Origin of the sequence: Kitasatospora sp. NPDC086791, assembly GCF_040685975.1 — a bacterium.
Taxonomy (GTDB): domain Bacteria; phylum Actinomycetota; class Actinomycetes; order Streptomycetales; family Streptomycetaceae; genus Kitasatospora.
In genome coordinates this window covers 75,053-90,985 of the sequence record NZ_JBFBOC010000003.1, presented here as the reverse complement: position 1 = coordinate 90,985, position 15,933 = coordinate 75,053, and the positions used below count along the sequence as shown (strand labels likewise).

General features: G+C 71.7%; 16 protein-coding genes. 14 read left to right on the top strand and 2 right to left on the bottom strand.

Annotated features, from left to right (window positions below; all coding sequences use genetic code 11):
- The first annotated feature begins 20 nt into the window (after nt 1-20).
- The 8 genes from AB0Q99_RS07420 (at nt 21) to AB0Q99_RS07385 (ending at nt 7,460) form a co-directional block, all read left to right on the top strand.
- Nucleotides 21-578, top strand: coding sequence for a F0F1 ATP synthase subunit B (locus AB0Q99_RS07420; RefSeq protein ID WP_363569355.1), 558 nt, complete (start codon nt 21-23; stop codon nt 576-578).
- Entirely contained in the window at nt 575-1,390 is an 816-nt protein-coding gene (locus AB0Q99_RS07415) for a F0F1 ATP synthase subunit delta (protein WP_363569354.1), read from the top strand. The genes AB0Q99_RS07420 and AB0Q99_RS07415 overlap by 4 nt, the downstream gene beginning before the upstream one ends.
- Nucleotides 1,391-1,546: 156 nt before the next feature.
- The gene (atpA, locus tag AB0Q99_RS07410; RefSeq protein WP_360254007.1) at nt 1,547-3,121 is read left to right on the top strand and encodes a F0F1 ATP synthase subunit alpha; all 1,575 of its coding nucleotides are present in this window, start codon (nt 1,547-1,549) and stop codon (nt 3,119-3,121) included.
- Nucleotides 3,122-3,153: 32 nt separating this feature from the next.
- A complete protein-coding gene (locus AB0Q99_RS07405; protein WP_363569353.1) occupies nt 3,154-4,068 on the top strand; it encodes a F0F1 ATP synthase subunit gamma in 915 nt (304 codons plus the stop codon).
- Nucleotides 4,069-4,070: 2 nt separating this feature from the next.
- Nucleotides 4,071-5,516, top strand: a complete 1,446-nt coding sequence (atpD, locus tag AB0Q99_RS07400) for a F0F1 ATP synthase subunit beta (RefSeq protein WP_363569352.1) — start codon at nt 4,071-4,073, stop codon at nt 5,514-5,516.
- Between the two features lie 186 nt (nt 5,517-5,702).
- On the top strand, nt 5,703-6,086 hold the full coding sequence (locus AB0Q99_RS07395; RefSeq protein WP_030282045.1) for a F0F1 ATP synthase subunit epsilon: 384 nt from the start codon (nt 5,703-5,705) through the stop codon (nt 6,084-6,086).
- A gap of 148 nt (nt 6,087-6,234) precedes the next feature.
- Nucleotides 6,235-6,735, top strand: coding sequence for a DUF2550 domain-containing protein (locus tag AB0Q99_RS07390; protein ID WP_363569351.1), 501 nt, complete (start codon nt 6,235-6,237; stop codon nt 6,733-6,735).
- A gap of 152 nt (nt 6,736-6,887) precedes the next feature.
- A complete protein-coding gene (locus AB0Q99_RS07385) occupies nt 6,888-7,460 on the top strand; it encodes a cob(I)yrinic acid a,c-diamide adenosyltransferase (protein ID WP_363569350.1) in 573 nt (190 codons plus the stop codon).
- Here the strand turns inward: AB0Q99_RS07385 and AB0Q99_RS07380 are convergent.
- Nucleotides 7,457-8,065, bottom strand: a complete 609-nt coding sequence (locus AB0Q99_RS07380; protein WP_363569349.1) for a hypothetical protein — start codon at nt 8,063-8,065, stop codon at nt 7,457-7,459. The two genes, AB0Q99_RS07385 and AB0Q99_RS07380, sit on opposite strands and share 4 nt — an antisense overlap.
- 156 nt (nt 8,066-8,221) lie before the next feature.
- Here AB0Q99_RS07380 and AB0Q99_RS07375 point away from each other — a divergent pair, with 156 nt between their 5' ends.
- The 5 genes from AB0Q99_RS07375 to AB0Q99_RS07355 all read left to right on the top strand — a co-directional run bounded on the left by AB0Q99_RS07375 (nt 8,222) and on the right by AB0Q99_RS07355 (nt 14,333).
- Entirely contained in the window at nt 8,222-9,424 is a 1,203-nt protein-coding gene (locus tag AB0Q99_RS07375) for a histidine kinase (protein WP_363569348.1), read from the top strand.
- The gene (locus AB0Q99_RS07370) at nt 9,421-10,071 is read left to right on the top strand and encodes a response regulator transcription factor (protein WP_363569347.1); all 651 of its coding nucleotides are present in this window, start codon (nt 9,421-9,423) and stop codon (nt 10,069-10,071) included. The genes AB0Q99_RS07375 and AB0Q99_RS07370 overlap by 4 nt, the downstream gene beginning before the upstream one ends.
- Before the next feature lie 285 nt (nt 10,072-10,356).
- Nucleotides 10,357-11,226: a 3-hydroxyacyl-CoA dehydrogenase family protein gene (locus AB0Q99_RS07365; protein WP_363569346.1), complete on the top strand. Its 870-nt coding sequence runs from the start codon at nt 10,357-10,359 to the stop codon at nt 11,224-11,226.
- 349 nt (nt 11,227-11,575) lie between these two features.
- Complete coding sequence (locus AB0Q99_RS07360; RefSeq protein ID WP_363569345.1) at nt 11,576-11,899, top strand: STAS domain-containing protein; 324 nt, start codon at nt 11,576-11,578, stop codon at nt 11,897-11,899.
- A 175-nt stretch (nt 11,900-12,074) separates the two neighbouring features.
- Nucleotides 12,075-14,333, top strand: coding sequence for an ATP-binding protein (locus AB0Q99_RS07355; RefSeq protein WP_363569344.1), 2,259 nt, complete (start codon nt 12,075-12,077; stop codon nt 14,331-14,333).
- 4 nt (nt 14,334-14,337) lie between these two features.
- On the opposite strand, the gene nucS is transcribed toward AB0Q99_RS07355, so the two are convergent.
- On the bottom strand, nt 14,338-14,997 hold the full coding sequence (gene nucS / locus AB0Q99_RS07350; protein WP_363569343.1) for an endonuclease NucS: 660 nt from the start codon (nt 14,995-14,997) through the stop codon (nt 14,338-14,340).
- A 481-nt stretch (nt 14,998-15,478) separates the two neighbouring features.
- On the opposite strand from nucS, the gene AB0Q99_RS07345 reads away from it, so the two are divergent.
- On the top strand, nt 15,479-15,871 hold the full coding sequence (locus AB0Q99_RS07345; protein WP_363569342.1) for an SCO5389 family protein: 393 nt from the start codon (nt 15,479-15,481) through the stop codon (nt 15,869-15,871).
- Nucleotides 15,872-15,933 lie beyond the last annotated feature (62 nt).

The window sequence follows — 15,933 nt, the reverse complement described above, 5'->3', positions numbered from 1 at the left end:
CTTTCGAGGAAGGTCCAGATATGAGCATCGTGGCTCAGCTCGCGGCCGAGGAGAAGATGAACCCTCTCCTCCCCAACTGGCCCGAGATCATCATCGGCCTGCTCTGCTTCTTCATCGTCTTCGGTCTGCTCGGCAAGAAGCTTCTTCCCAGCATCGAGAAGGTGCTGTCGGAGCGCCGGGACGCCATCGAGGGCGGCATGGAGCGCGCCGAGGCCACTCAGGCCGAGGCCCAGGCCGTACTTGAGCAGTACCGTGCCGAGCTTGCCGAGGCGCGCCACGAGGCCGCTCGCATCGTCGAGCAGGCTCGTGAGCAGGGTGCCGCCCAGCTCGCGGAGATGCGCGAGGAGGGCCAGCGTCAGCGCGAGGCCATCGTCGCCGCCGGTCACGCCCAGATCGAGGCTGACAAGAAGCAGGCGACTGCCGCCCTGCGCCAGGACGTGGGCTCGCTGGCCACCCAGCTGGCGTCCCGCATCGTGGGTGAGTCCCTGGAGGACCACGCCCGGCAGAGCGGTGTGATCGACCGCTTCCTGGATGAGCTGGAGGCCAAGGCCGCCGTTGCTCAGGGCGCGGCCAAGTGATCGGCGCCAGCCGCGAGGCGCTCGCCGCCGGCCGGGAGAACCTGGAGAGCCTGACCGACTCCACCTCGGTGGACGCGGCCAAGCTGGCCGGGGAGCTCACCGCCGTCACGGCCGTGCTGGACCGTGAGGTGTCGCTGCGCCGAGTCCTGACCGACCCGTCCCGGTCGGGCCAGGACAAGGCCCAGCTGGTCGCCTCGCTGCTGACCGGCCAGGTCTCCGGCGAGGCCGTCGACCTGGTCTCCGGGCTGGTCCGCTCCCGCTGGTCGGGCGCGCGCGACCTGGTGGACGCGACCGAGCAGCTCGCCGCGTACGCCGAGATCATCGCCGCGGACCGGACGGGCGCCCTGGACGACGTCGAGGACGAGCTCTTCCGCTTCGGCCGGGTGGTGAGCGGCTCGCACGAGCTGCGCGCCGCGCTGACCGAGCCGAAGGCCGGTGCCGTCGCGAAGGCCGAGCTGATCAAGAAGCTGCTCGGCGGCCGCGCCAACGCCGGCACCGTCCGGCTGGTCACCGCCCTCGTCAACGCGCCGCGTGGCCGTAGCCTGGAGCAGGGCCTCGAGTCCTACTCGAAGCTCGCCGCCGCGCGTCGTGGCCGCGTGGTGGCCCTGGTCACCACCGCGGTGCCGCTGTCGGACGTCCAGAAGGAGCGCCTGTCCGGTGCTCTGGCCCGGATGTACGGCCGCCAGGTCCACCTGAACATCGACGTCGACCCCGAGGTCGTCGGCGGAGTCCGGGTGCAGATCGGCGACGAGATCATCAACGGCACCGTGTCGAGCCGCCTGGAGGGCGCTCGCCAGTCGCTCGAAGGCTGAGCACCGAAGCAGCACATCCGACCCTCGGTCGGGAAACCGGCTCCCCAAGGAGCCGGCACATCGTACGGCCGGTTCGGAAGACCCGGCCGAGAGTCGAATACTTGCGGCCCTCAATGGCGGGCCGAGGATCGCAAACTAGGAGAGCAGGGAAGCCTGATGGCGGAGCTTACGATCCGTCCGGAGGAGATCCGGGACGCGCTGGCCGACTTTGTCCAGTCGTACCAGCCGGACGCCGCTTCTGTGGAAGAGGTCGGCACGGTCACTGACGCGGCGGACGGTATCGCGCATGTCGAGGGCCTGCCCTCGGTCATGGCGAACGAGCTGCTGAAGTTCGAGGACGGCACGCTCGGCCTCGCGCTGAACCTCGACACCCGCGAGATCGGTGTCGTCGTCCTCGGTGAGTTCGGCGGCATCGAAGAGGGCCAGACCGTGCGCCGCACCGGCGAGGTCCTCTCGGTTCCGGTCGGCGACGGCTACCTCGGCCGCGTCGTGGACCCGCTGGGCAACCCGATCGACGGCCTCGGCGACATCGCCGCCAGCGGTCGCCGCGCCCTGGAGCTGCAGGCCCCCGGCGTCATGGCCCGCAAGTCGGTCAAGCAGCCGCTGCAGACCGGCATCAAGGCCATCGACGCGATGACCCCGATCGGCCGCGGCCAGCGCCAGCTGATCATCGGTGACCGCCAGACCGGCAAGACCGCGGTGGCCGTCGACACGATCATCAACCAGCGCGACAACTGGCGCTCGGGCGACCCGGAGAAGCAGGTCCGCTGCATCTACGTCGCCGTGGGCCAGAAGGGCTCCACCATCGCGTCCGTCCGCGGCGCCCTGGAGGAGGCCGGCGCGCTGGAGTACACCACCATCGTGGCTGCTCCCGCCTCCGACCCGGCCGGCTTCAAGTACCTCGCCCCGTACACCGGTTCGGCCATCGGCCAGGAGTGGATGTACGACGGCAAGCACGTCCTGATCATCTTCGACGACCTGTCGAAGCAGGCCGAGGCCTACCGCTCCGTCTCCCTGCTGCTGCGCCGCCCGCCGGGCCGTGAGGCCTACCCGGGTGACGTCTTCTACCTGCACTCCCGCCTGCTGGAGCGCTGCGCCAAGCTGAACGACGCCCTCGGCGGCGGCTCGATGACCGGTCTGCCGATCATCGAGACCAAGGCCAACGACGTCTCGGCGTACATCCCGACCAACGTCATCTCCATCACCGACGGCCAGTGCTTCCTGGAGTCCGACCTGTTCAACGCCGGCATCCGCCCGGCCGTGAACGTCGGTATCTCGGTCTCCCGCGTCGGTGGCTCCGCCCAGATCAAGGCCATGCGCTCGGTCGCCGGCCGTCTGCGTCTGGACCTCGCCCAGTACCGTGAGCTGGAGGCCTTCGCCGGCTTCGGTTCCGACCTGGACGCGGCCTCCAAGGCCCAGCTGGAGCGCGGTGCGCGCATGGTCGAGCTGCTGAAGCAGGGCCAGTACCAGCCGTTCCCGGTCGAGGAGCAGGTCGTCTCCATCTGGGCCGGCACCACCGGCAAGCTGGACGACGTCCCGGTCGCCGAGATCCGCCGCTTCGAGCGCGAGTTCCTGGACCACGTCCGCCTGCAGCACAAGGACCTGCTGGCGGGCATCGTCGAGACCGGTCTGCTGGCCGACGGCACCGTCGACGCCCTGACCGGCGCGATCGAGGCCTTCAAGCAGGGTTACCAGACCGCCGACGGCAAGCTGCTCTCCGAGCAGGCCTGAGTCCGGTAGCGAGGGAAAGGACGTAACGACCCATGGGAGCACAGCTTCGGGTCTACAAGCGCCGGATCCGCTCTGTCACCGCGACGAAGAAGATCACCAAGGCGATGGAGATGATCTCCGCGGCGCGCATCGGCAAGGCGCAGCGCGCGGTGGCGGCCTCCGCTCCGTACGCCGATGAGCTCACCCGGGCGGTGACGGCGGTGGCCACCCGGTCCAACGCCAAGCACCCGCTCACCACCGAGAACCCGAACGCCAAGCGCGCGGCCGTCCTGCTGATCACGGCGGACCGCGGCCTGGCCGGCGGTTACTCGTCCAACGCCATCAAGGCCTCGCTGACGCTCACCGAGCGCCTGCGCGGCGAGGGCAAGGACGTCGTGAGCTACATCGTCGGTCGGAAGGGTCTGTCGTACTACACCTTCCGCAACCTGTCGGTGGGGAACTCGTGGACGGGCTTCTCGGACAAGCCGACCTACGGTGACGCGAAGACGGTGGCGGCCGAGCTGATCGAGGCCTTCACGGCCGAGACCGGTGGCGTGGACGAACTCCACGTGGTCTCGACCGAGTTCGTGTCCATGCTGACGCAGGACGCGAAGGACGCGCGGCTGCTGCCGCTGAAGCTGGACGAGGTCCAGCTCAGCGACCAGACGCCGGCCAAGTCGGAGATCTTCCCGCTGTACGACTTCGAGCCGTCGGCGGAGGGCGTCCTGGACGCGCTCCTGCCGCGGTACGTCGAGAGCCGGATCTACAACGCGCTGCTGCAGTCGGCCGCTTCCGAGCACGCCGCCCGCCGCCGCGCGATGAAGAGCGCGACGGACAACGCCGGCGAGCTCATCAAGTCGCTCACGCGGCTTGCCAACTCGGCCCGCCAGGCCGAGATCACCCAGGAAATCAGCGAGATCGTCGGTGGCGCCAACGCGCTCGCTGACGCGAGCCGCGGGAGCGAATGAGTATGACCACCACTGTTGAGCCGACCACGGCGACGGGCCGCGTCGCGCGGGTCATCGGCCCGGTCGTCGACGTGGAGTTCCCCGTCGACGCGATTCCGAACATGTACAACGCCCTGCACGTCGAGGTGGACAACCCCGACGGCACCGGCAAGAAGACCCTGACCCTGGAGGTCGCCCAGCACCTCGGCGATGGCCTGGTCCGCGGCATCTCGATGCAGCCGACCGACGGTCTGGTCCGCGGTTCGCAGGTCACCGACACCGGTGCCGCGATCTCCGTGCCGGTCGGCCAGATCACCAAGGGCAAGGTCTTCAACGCCCTCGGTGACGTGCTGAACGTCGACCAGGCGGAGTTCGACTCCCAGGTCGAGGTCCGCTGGCCGATCCACCGCAAGGCCCCCGCGTTCAAGGACCTCGAGTCCAAGACCGAGATGTTCGAGACCGGCATCAAGGTCATCGACCTGCTCACCCCGTACGTCCAGGGTGGCAAGATCGGTCTGTTCGGTGGTGCCGGTGTCGGCAAGACCGTTCTGATCCAGGAGATGATCTACCGCGTCGCCGAGAACTTCGGTGGTGTGTCGGTGTTCGCCGGCGTCGGCGAGCGCACCCGTGAGGGCAACGACCTCATCGACGAGATGGTCGACTCGGGCGTTCTGGACAAGACCGCGCTGGTCTTCGGCCAGATGGACGAGCCGCCGGGCACCCGTCTGCGCGTCGCGCTGTCCGCGCTGACCATGGCGGAGTACTTCCGTGACGTCGAGAAGCAGGACGTGCTCCTCTTCATCGACAACATCTTCCGGTTCACCCAGGCCGGTTCCGAGGTGTCGACCCTGCTCGGCCGCATGCCCTCCGCGGTGGGCTACCAGCCGAACCTGGCCGACGAGATGGGCCTCCTGCAGGAGCGCATCACCTCGACCCGCGGTCACTCGATCACCTCGATGCAGGCGATCTACGTCCCCGCGGACGACCTGACCGACCCGGCCCCGGCCACCACCTTCGCCCACCTGGACGCGACCACCGTTCTGTCGCGCCCGATCTCGGAGAAGGGCATCTACCCGGCCGTCGACCCGCTGGACTCCACGTCCCGCATCCTCGACCCGCGGTACATCGCGCAGACCCACTACGACACGGCCGTCCGTATCAAGGGGATCCTGCAGAAGTACAAGGACCTCCAGGACATCATCGCCATCCTCGGTATGGACGAGCTGTCCGAAGAGGACAAGATCACGGTGCACCGCGCCCGTCGCATCGAGCGCTTCCTCTCGCAGAACACCTACGTGGCGAAGCAGTTCACCGGTGTCGAGGGTTCGACCGTGCCGCTGTCGGAGACCATCGAGGCCTTCAACTCGATCGCGGACGGCAAGTACGACTCCGTCCCGGAGCAGGCCTTCTTCATGTGCGGTGGCATCGAGGACCTCGAGAAGAACGCCGCCGAGCTGGCGAAGAAGTAATCGCGGCCGGTAGCAGCCGATCGTGACCGTGAGGGGTGGCCCCCGAGTCTGGGGCCCACCCCTCGCGTCGCATCGGCTGTGATTCCGGTCAAATCCGTGCCGCCGGTTTCATGCCGGAGGCGCGGGCCCGTTATTCTTACCGAAACTCCCGAGTAATCGGGCGTTGCATGAGCCTAGGAGCCCACGTTGGCTGAGCTGCACGTCGAGCTGGTCGCAGCCGACCGCAAGGTGTGGTCCGGTGCGGCCACCATCGTCGTCGCCCGTACGGCCTCCGGTGACACCGGCATCATGCCGGGCCACACCCCGGTGCTGAGCGTGCTGGAGACCGGTCCGGTCACCATCCGCACGGTGGACGGCGGCACCGTGATCGCCGCGGTGCACGGCGGCTTCATCTCCTTCGCCGACAACAAGCTGTCTCTGCTCGCGGAGATCGCCGAGCTGGCGGACGAGATCGACGTCGCGCGTGCCGAGCGCGCACTGGAGCAGGCCAAGTCGGACCTGGACGCGCACGCCGAGCGGCGTGCCGAGGTCCGTCTGTTCGCGGCGCGCGGCCTCAAGGCCCACGCCTGAGTGTGCCGGACCCCGGCTTAGCGGGGTCGACCGACGGTCCCGGGGACGCGCGAGCGTGACCCCGGGACTGTCGTCGTAGTTGGTAGGTCAGCGCGGTCGCTTGATACGACCGCTACGGGGAACGCGGGTAGCGAGGAGGTAGGTGAGCATGGTCCTCGCGCTTGTGGTGTGTGCGGTGGTCGTGGCGCTGGGTGTGATCGGCCTGATGGCCTTCGCCGTCCGTCGCCGCCTGATCCAGCGGGTCGGCGGCACGTTCGACTGCAGTTACCGGCTCAAAATGCCCGCCGACGCCTCGACGCAGCCCGACCTCGACGAGAACGGCAAACCCACCTCGGCCCCGGTCCCTCCGACCGACGGCAAGGGGTGGGTTTTTGGTATCGGCCGGTACAGCGGTGACTCGATCGAGTGGTTCCGGGTCTTCTCGTACGCCCCGCGTCCGCGCAAGGTGCTGCCGCGCCGGGAGATCGAGGTGCTCGGCCGGCGCTACCCGGAGGGCCAGGAGGAGCTGGCACTGCTCTCCGGCTCGGTGGTGCTGCGCTGCCTGCACAACGGCGCGCCGCTGGAGCTGGCGATGAGCGAGGACGCGCTGACCGGCTTCCTGGCCTGGCTGGAGGCTGCCCCGCCCGGGCAGAGGGTCAACGTCGCGTAGCGACGAGACCCTCGGGGTGGGGGTACCCCCGGCCGGAGGCTGGGGGAGGTCAACGTCGCGTAGCGACGAGACCCTCGGGGTGGGGGAGGTCAACGTCGCGTAGCGACTGTGCGGGGTTAACGGCGCCTAACGTCGCGGGCTAGGGTGGCCGCATGGTCAATCTGACGCGCATCTACACCCGTACCGGCGACGACGGCACCACCGCGCTCGGCGACATGAGCCGGACCACCAAGACCGACCCGCGGCTGATCGCCTACGCCGACGCCAACGAGGCGAACGCGGCGATCGGGGTGGCCCTCGCGGTCGGGCAGCTGTCCGAGGACGTGGCGGCGGTGCTGGTCCGGGTGCAGAACGACCTGTTCGACGTCGGCGCCGACCTGTCCACCCCGGTGGTCGAGGACCCGAAGTACCCGCCGCTGCGGGTGCTGCAGTCCTACGTCGACCGGCTGGAGGGGGACTGCGACCACTACCTGGAGCAGGTCGAGAAGCTGCGCAGCTTCATCCTGCCCGGTGGCACGCCCGGCGCGGCCCACCTGCACCTGGCCTGCACGGTGGTGCGGCGGGCCGAGCGCTCGACCTGGGCGGCGATCGCGGAGCACGGGGACACCGTCAACCCGCTGACCGCGAAGTACCTCAACCGGCTCTCCGACCTGCTGTTCATCCTGGCCCGGGTGGCCAACAAGGAGCGCGGCGACGTGCTCTGGGTGCCCGGCGAGAACCGCTAGGCCCGCTCCGTGGGCCGGGAACCCAGGGGTTCCCGCTGCTCGACGACCCGGCCGTCCTCGACCCGCACGCCGGCCGGCGGCTCCTTGGGCCACAGCGAGTAGCAGCCGGCCACGATCACGTTGATCACGGCGGCGGCGCCCAGCTTGAGGTACCACTGCAGGAACGTGCCGTAGTGCGCTGAGCCCGCGGAGAGCGGCACGAGCAGGGTGATCAGGGCGAGCGTGATCGCGGCGGAGACGACGGTGCGGCCGGCGATCCGCCACTCGTGCCGGGTGCGCTCCGGGCCGTACTTCGGCGCCGGCAGCGGCTTGGGGCCGCCGCCGAAGCGGTGCAGGAAGTGCGCGTCGGCCCAGCGGACCAGCGAGGGGCCGTACCCGACCGAGAAGCCGGTGTAGCTCGCGGCGAGCGCGTGCGTCCAGCCCGCCGCGGCGCCGCCGCGCAGGTCGAGCACGGCGAGCGCGTACAGGGCGAGGTCGACGGCCGGGAGGCCGAACAGCAGCACGGTGCCGGTGCGGCGCCACCGCAGCAGGTAGCGGGCGGAGAGGGCCAGACCGAGCACGATCCACCAGGAGGTCTCGGCCGCGACGATGAGGGTGACGATCACGTTCTGCTCCAGGACGTTCGGCGGTGGGTCCAGCCTGGTGCGCGGGTGCGCCGGTGTCGTCGTCGTGCGGTGCCGTCCGGGTCTGCATCTTTCGATGTAGCGGGCTCCTCCGCGGACCGGAGCCGGACGGGCCGCCGGGGATGGTGGGATGGGGGTGTGCCCGTTCCGTCCCTCTCCCCGCGCCGGCTCGACCGGCTGATCGCCCTGTGCGGGCTGCTCGGCGGCACCGTGCTGATCGTCTTCCGGGCGTACCAGAACGCCGACCGGGTGCCGGTGTGGGCGGTGGTGCCGCCGATGCTGGTGATGGCGGGGCTGGAGCTGTGCCGGCGCACCAGGCCGGTGCTCGCGGTGTCGGTCGGCGGGCTGGCCTTCGCGGCCAGCCTGTTCGCCGGCAGCCTGCTGGCGACCCTGATCATGTACACCGATCTGCTGTACGCGGCGGTGATCTACGGCAGCGGCCGGATGTCGCGGATGCTGCACCTGACCGGCGGGTCGATCGTGCTGGTGCTCTCCTGCCTGGCCTGGTACGCCGGCGGCACCGCGGCCGGGCTGCTGGTCGCGGTGGTCAGTTCGCTGGTCTTCCTGGCGCCGATGTGGACCGGTGACGTGGTGCGCAAGCACCGGCGGGAGGCGGAGACCGAGCGGCTGCGGGCCGAACAGACCGCGCTGCTCTCGGAGATGGACCGGCGCGAGGCGGTCGGCGCGGAACGGGCTCGGATGGCACGGGAGTTGCACGACGTGGTGGCCAACCACCTGTCGGCGATCGCGATCCACGCCACCGGCGCGCAGTCCGTCGCCAAGCGCCGGAGCCTGCCCGCGGACGACCCGCTGGTGGAGGTGTTGGCGGTGATCCGGGAGAACAGCGTCCAGGGATTGGCCGAAATGCGTCGGATGATCGGACTGCTTCGGGACAGCGGCGGCGGAGAGGTCGACGAGTCGTACGCGGCGCCCGACCTGGCCGCGGTGGACGCCCTGCTGACCAAGGCCCGGGCGGCCGGCCGGGACGTCGGACTGGACTTCGAGCTGGCCGAGCACGGCGAGCGGGGGGACGTCCCGGTGCCGGTCGGGCTGGCCGCGTACCGGATCGTCCAGGAGTCGCTGACCAACGCGCTCAAGCACGCCGGGCCCGGACTGGTGCGGCTGCGGCTGGAGTTCGGGCCGGGGGAGCTGCGGATCGCCGTCGACAGCCCGTACCGCGGCGGGCCGGGCCGCGGACTACCCGGCGCCCGGGCCGGCCTGGTGGGCATGGCGGAGCGGGCCGGGCTGCTCGGCGGCAGCTTCGAGGCCGGACCGGCGGACGGGTACTGGAGCGTGCGCGCGGTGCTGCCGCACGCGCGGGGAAGCGAGGGGCGGGCATGACGATACGGGTGCTGGTGGCGGAGGACCAGGCTGCGGTACGGGCGGCGCTGGTGATGATCCTGCGCGCCGAGCCGGGGTTCGAGGTGGTCGGGCAGGCCGCCGACGGCGAGGAGGCGGTCCGGCTGGCGCTGGAGCTGCGGCCGGACGTGGTGCTGATGGACGTGCAGATGCCCCGGCTGGACGGCGTCTCCGCGACCCGCGAGGTGGTCGCGGCGGGGGCCGGTCAGGTGCTCGTGCTGACCACCTTCGACCTGGACGAGTACGTGTACGGCGCGATGCGGGCCGGGGCGGCCGGGTTCCTGCTCAAGGACCTGGAGGCGGACACCCTGGTCGAGGGCATCCGGACGGTGGCGCGCGGGGACGGCATGCTGGCGCCCTCGGTGACCAGGCGGCTGATCGGGGCCTTCGCCCGTGCGGAGCGGCAGGTCGGGCCGGAGGCACGGGAGGCGGTGGCCGGGCTGACCGCCCGTGAGCGGGAGGTGCTGGCCTGCATCGGGGCGGGGCTGTCCAACAGCGAGATCGCGGTCCGGCTGGCGATGGCGGAGGCGACCACCAAGACGCACGTCAGCCGGATCCTGGCGAAGCTGCGGCTGCGCAGCCGGGTGCAGGCGGCGATCCTGGCCCAGGACCTCGGCCTGACCATGTGACCGCCCGACCATGTGACCGTCCGACCCTCCGACCGGCTACTTGGGCGGCTGACCAGGTCGGTTGCAGATCACACTCTCGATTGCTATTGCGCGAAGCACTTGGGCATTAGAGTCCGCGTGAGCGAGCGGAGCGAGTGGACCATGGAACTGCGCGCTTCGCGGAAGTGACTGCCGGGCGCGAGCGCGGCAGGAGAATCGAGCGATGCGGCTCAACGGCGGTCACCCCTGCCTGAGTCGCCTTCAGGGCCCGCCCGCGGGGCGGCGACGGCATCGGGAGACCCAGCCATGAGCAATGCGTCCAGCAAGCAGATCGCCGTGATCGGTGCCGGCCTGATGGGCGCCGGCATCGCCCAGGTGTCCGCGCAGGCCGGCCACCCGGTGGTGCTGCGGGACGTCACCGAGGAGGCGCTGCAGCGCGGCCTCGCGGGCATCCGCGCCTCGTACGAGAAGTTCGTCGCCAAGGGCAAGCTGAGCGCCGAGGACGCCGAGGCCGCGCTGGGCCGGATCACCACCACCACCGACCTGGGCGCCGTCGCCGAGGCCGACATCGTGGTCGAGGCCGTGTTCGAGCAGTTGGAGGTCAAGGAGGGCGTGTTCCGCGAGTTGGACAAGCTCGCCAAGGACGGCGCAGTCCTCGCCTCCAACACCTCCGCGATCCCGATCACCCGGATCGCCGCCGCCACCGAGCGCCCGGAGTCGGTCGTCGGCGTCCACTTCTTCTCGCCGGTCCCGATGATGAAGCTGGTCGAGCTGGTCCGCGGCTACAAGACCAGCGACGAGACGCTGGCCGCCGTCCGCGCCTACGCCGAGGGCGTCGGCAAGGAGGTCGTGGTGGTCAACCGCGACGTGGCCGGTTTCGTCACCACCCGCCTGATCACCGCACTGGTCGTCGAGGCCGCCAAGCTGTACGAGTCGGGCGTCGCCACCGCCGAGGACATCGACACCGCCTGCCGCCTGGGCTTCGGCCACGCGATGGGCCCGCTGCAGACCGCCGACCTGACCGGCGTGGACATCCTGCTGCACGCCGCCCACAACATCTACACCGAGACCAAGGACGAGAAGTTCGCCGCCCCGGAGATCATGGCCCGGATGGTCACCGCCGGTGACCTCGGCCGCAAGAGCGGCCGCGGCTTCTACCCGTACGAAGGCAAGTGAGCCGACCGGGACGAACGGCCCGGCGGGGCGTGCGATCGGAGCATCGCACGCCCCGCCGGGCCGGGTGAGTTTCCTCACGCCGGGTGCCGCAGACGGGTGATTTGGGCGGTAATCGAGCGTAGGTGTGGAGACTTCCTGCGTATATTCCCTCGGACGAGTGAAGTTGCTTCAGATCCGGCCGGAAGCAGCAACCTGCGGAGCGGCTTCGCCGTCAGATGAGGGAACCCGGCATTCCGACCGGGTCCGGGCGTGGGGCCTCGGCCCGTCCGGACACCCACCCCGCTCCCGCACCCGGTCCGGCCGGGGCGACCCCACCCCGCACCAGGCCGTCCAGGCGAAGGAGGAGAGCATGCGCATCACCGGCGACCACACGGCGCTGGCCATCGAAGGCCGCCTCGACGTGCGCACCGCCGCCGACGCGCGCGCCCTGCTGCACCAGGCCGTGGACGGCGGCCTCGGCGACCTCGTGCTCGACCTCGCCCGACTGGAGTTCTGGGACGCCACCGGCCTCGGCGTGATCATGGGGACCCACCGGCGGGCCGGCCGGATCGGCCGCCGCCTGGTGCTGCGCTCCGTCCCGGCCCAGCTGCAGCGGCTGCTGGTGGCCACCAAGCTGCACCGCATCCTGGCCGTCGACGGCGTCGTCGTCGAGCCGCACGGCATCGTGCTGTAACGCGCCTGGTCAGCGCTCCCGAACGGCCCCCGGCCCCGGACCGCCCTGCACGGGCGGCCCCGGATGTGCAAGAGTCTGCCCGTCAGAAGACGGCCCTGGGACCGCCCGAGGCCGCGACCGGGACGTCAGCCGGTCGGCGCGGGCGCCGGCGGCCGAGCACGATGCGGAGCAGAACGTGGCACAGCCATCCGGGGAGTTCCGGCAGGAGGCCGTCCGCACCCGCGGCGGCGAACTGGTCTCCGGCGGCCTGCTGGTGGGCGTCGGCGCCCCGGACGGCTCCGAGGCCCGGCCCTGCCCCGACGAGTGGCGGCCCCGCCCGCGCCGGATCGAGCGCAGCGAGCCCGCCCGCGGCCCGGTCGGCGGCGTCGGCCGCGCGGTCGGCCCGCTCGCGCTCGGCGCCGGACCCGCCGACCTGCCGCTGCTGGACCGCGAGTCGGACATCGCCGAACTGCTCGGCCTGCTCGCCGAGGGCCGCTCGATACGCCTGGTCGGCCAGGCCGGCTCCGGTCGCAGCGCGCTGCTGTCGGCCGTCGCCGAGGCCTCCGCCGACCTCGCCCCCGGCGGTGTCGTCCAGCTCTGCGGCCACCGCCGCACCGTCGACGACCTGCTCCAGGACCTCTTCGCGGCCACCCACCAGGCCCCCGGCTACCGCCCGGATCCCGGGCAACTGGCCGGCCACCTCGCCGAGGTCGGCGCGGTCGTGGTGGTCGACGCGGCCGAGCTGTCCGACGTCGAACTGGAGCGGCTGCTCGCCGCCGCCCCCGGATGCGCCTTCCTGGTCTCGGTCGCCCCGGACAGCCCGCCGCTGTCGCCCGGCTCCCGGATGCAGGACCACCTCGTCGCCGGGCTCTCCCGCTCCGCCTGCCTCGCCCTCACCGCCCGGCTGGCCGGGCGGCCGCTGGACGTCGCCGAGAAGGCCTGGGCGGTGGACCTCTGGTTCGAGTCCGAGGGACTGCCGCTGCGCTTCGTCCAGGCCGCCGCGCTGCTGCGCCAGCGGGACGTCGCGGTGGACGCGCTGGTCGCCGCCGAGGACGACCGGATGGACGTCTTCGGCGCGGTCGACGGGCCCGTCCACGACCCCGACCCGGCGGTCCGCGAGAACGCGCTGCGCCGCACCGTCCCGCTGCCCTCGGTCGCCGCGACCGCCTCGCCCGCCGTCCGGCTCGCCGAGGGCCTGAGCGAGCCCGCGCAGGCCGTGCTGCGGCTGGCCGTCGCGCTCGGCGGGGAGTGCCCCGCCGCGCCGCACCTGCCCGCGCTGATCGACGTCGGCCTCGGCGAGGCCGCCCTCGCCGAACTCGCCGACGCCGGACTGATGGTGTCCATCGGCGGGCACCACCGGCTGACCGCCGGCGCGCTCGACCTGCTCGTCCCGCACTGGCCCGCCCTCGGCTGCGCGGACGGCGCCGCCCAGCACTTCGCCTGGTGGGTCGGGCACAGCTCGGTGACGCTGGAACAGATCGCCGCCGAGGCCGAGGTGGTGATCGGCGTCCTGCTCGCCGACCGGACCGCCGGCCGGCACGAGGCGGTGGTCCGGCTCGCCCGGGCGGCGGCGCCCGCGCTGGCGCTGGCGCTGCGCTGGGGCGCCTGGGAGCGGGTGCTGGAGCTCGGCCTGGAGGCGGCCCGCCGGACCGGCTCGGAGAGCGACCAGGCCTGGTTCCACCACGAGTCGGGCGTGCACGCGATCTGCCTCCGGCAGTCGTCCCGGGCCGTCGCGGAGCTGGAGACCGCGCTCACCCTGCGGGCGGCCGCGGGGGAGCAGCGCGGGGTCGCCTCGGCGCGCCGGATGCTCGGCCTGCTGCGCACCGACGGGCGGCAGCTGCCCGCCGCGTCCGCGCCGCCCAGCCGGGCGCCGGTCATCCGCAAGATCGCGGCCCGGGTGCCGGCCCGGCTGAAGTCCAGCAGGCGGCGGCGCATCGCCGTGGTCTCCACGGTCGTGCTGACCATGGGGGTGCTGGGTACGGCGGTGGCGATGAGCCTCACCGGGCCGGACGAGCCCAGGCCGAAGGACCCGCACAGCGGCCGGCTGGACGAGGGCGGCAGCCAGGACGCGCCGTTCCCGCAGCCCTCCGCCAGTACCTCCCCGGGCCCGGCCGCCACGGCGTCGGGCAGCCCGACGGGGCAGAGCGGCAGCCCGGAACCGACCGCGAGCGGCAGCGCGTCGCGCTCGCCGAGCGCGACGCCGTCGCGGCGGCCCAGCTCCTCGCCGGGGGCGACCGGGTCGCCGTCCCCGCAGCAGCCGCAGCCGTCCGCACCGGGGCCGTCCCAGCCGCCGGCGCCGCAGCCCCAGCCGACCGGGCAGCCGTCGACGAAGCCGGTGCCGACCAGCCCCACGACGCCCCCGGTGACACCCCCGCCCAGCCCGACGGCGACCTCGTCCGGGTCGCCGACGACGCCGGGCGCGACGGCCGGTCCGGCGGTGCCCGGGACGTCGTGACGGGTCAGAACAGCTTGAGCTTGTCGTCGTCGATGCCGCGCAGCTCGTCGTAGTCCAGCACCACGCAGCCGATGCCGCGGTCGGTGGCCAGCACGCGGGCCTGCGGCTTGATCTCCTGCGCGGCGAAGACGCCCTTGACCGGGGCCAACAGCGGGTCCCGGTTGAGGAGTTCGAGGTAGCGGGTGAGCTGCTCGACACCGTCGATCTCGCCCCGGCGCTTGATCTCGACGGCCACCGTGGCGCCGTCGGAGTCGCGGCAGAGGATGTCGACCGGGCCGATCGCGGTCGGGTACTCGCGGCGGATCAGCGACCAGCCGGCGCCGAGCACCTCCATCCGGTCCGCGAGCAGCTCCTGGAGGTGCGCCTCGACGCCGTCCTTGATCAGGCCCGGGTCGACCCCGAGCTCGTGGGACGAGTCGTGCAGCACCTCCTCCAGCGTGATGATGAGCTTCTCGCCGGCCTTGTTCTCCACCGTCCAGACCCCGTCGGCCTCCTTGACGGCGCACGGCGGGGACATCCAGTTGAGCGGCTTGTAGGCGCGGTCGTCGGCGTGGATGCTGACGCTGCCGTCGGCCTTGACCAGGATGAGCCTGGTGGCGGAGGGCAGATGGGCGGAGAGCCGACCGGCATAGTCGACTGAGCAGCGGGCAATTACGAGACGCACGGTCGACCACGCTAGCCCACCGGGGCCAGTTGATGCGATTCCGCGACGGCGGGGTGAAGAAAGCGCGAACCCCGCGAACATTGAGGTCCGGCGGTCCCGTTCCCGCTCGTCGCGCTCTGGCGCCCGTCCCCTCAGGTCGCTACGGTGTGTGACGGCACGCTTGCGGGACCGCTGTCAACGGGGACGGAGACTTCAGATGAACGATCCGACAGGATCCGGCCAATCTGGTGCACCACGGCGTATTTCCCAAGCAATCCCCAGGAATGACCGGCCTGCTCCGCCGTTGACTGCCACGCTGTTCTGAGCGCGTTCGGTGTTCGGGACGTCACGTCCCGTGTCGCCGCCGCTGGTCGCGAAGGTGCCGGCAACCCCCGTCCCACGGTGTTCCGGACATCACACGCGATTTCGCCCACCCTCACCTGAGCTTGGACTACGCATGACCACCCGGGCGCCGCGCGGGTGGACCGTGAGAGGAGAATCCATGTCGCTCGACGTCTCACCGGCCCTGCTGGAGAAGGCCGAGCGGGGCGAGGTCGACGAGCGGGAATTCGTCGACTGCGTCCGCGTCTCCCTGCCGTACGCCTGGGACCTGATCAGCTCGCTGGTCGCCCAGGCGAAGGTCGACGGCACCGACTTCGCCGACAACCAGGTACCGCCGCCCAGCGAGCAGGCCCGTGGCCAACTGCTGCGCGCCCTGGCCAGCGATGCCATCCGGGGCGCGCTGCAGCGCCACTTCGGCGTGCGGCTGGCCTTCCAGAACTGTCACCGGGTGGCGGTGTTCCTGCCGTCGGAGGCCAACGAGACCCGGTGGACGCGCTTCACCTCCGTCCGGGAGCAACTGCTCAACCAGTCCGAGGAACTGCGGGACTGCTGAGCGGCGGCACCGCCGCGACGCCGGCCGCCCCCGTCCCCCGGTGCGGGGGGAGGGGCGGCGGC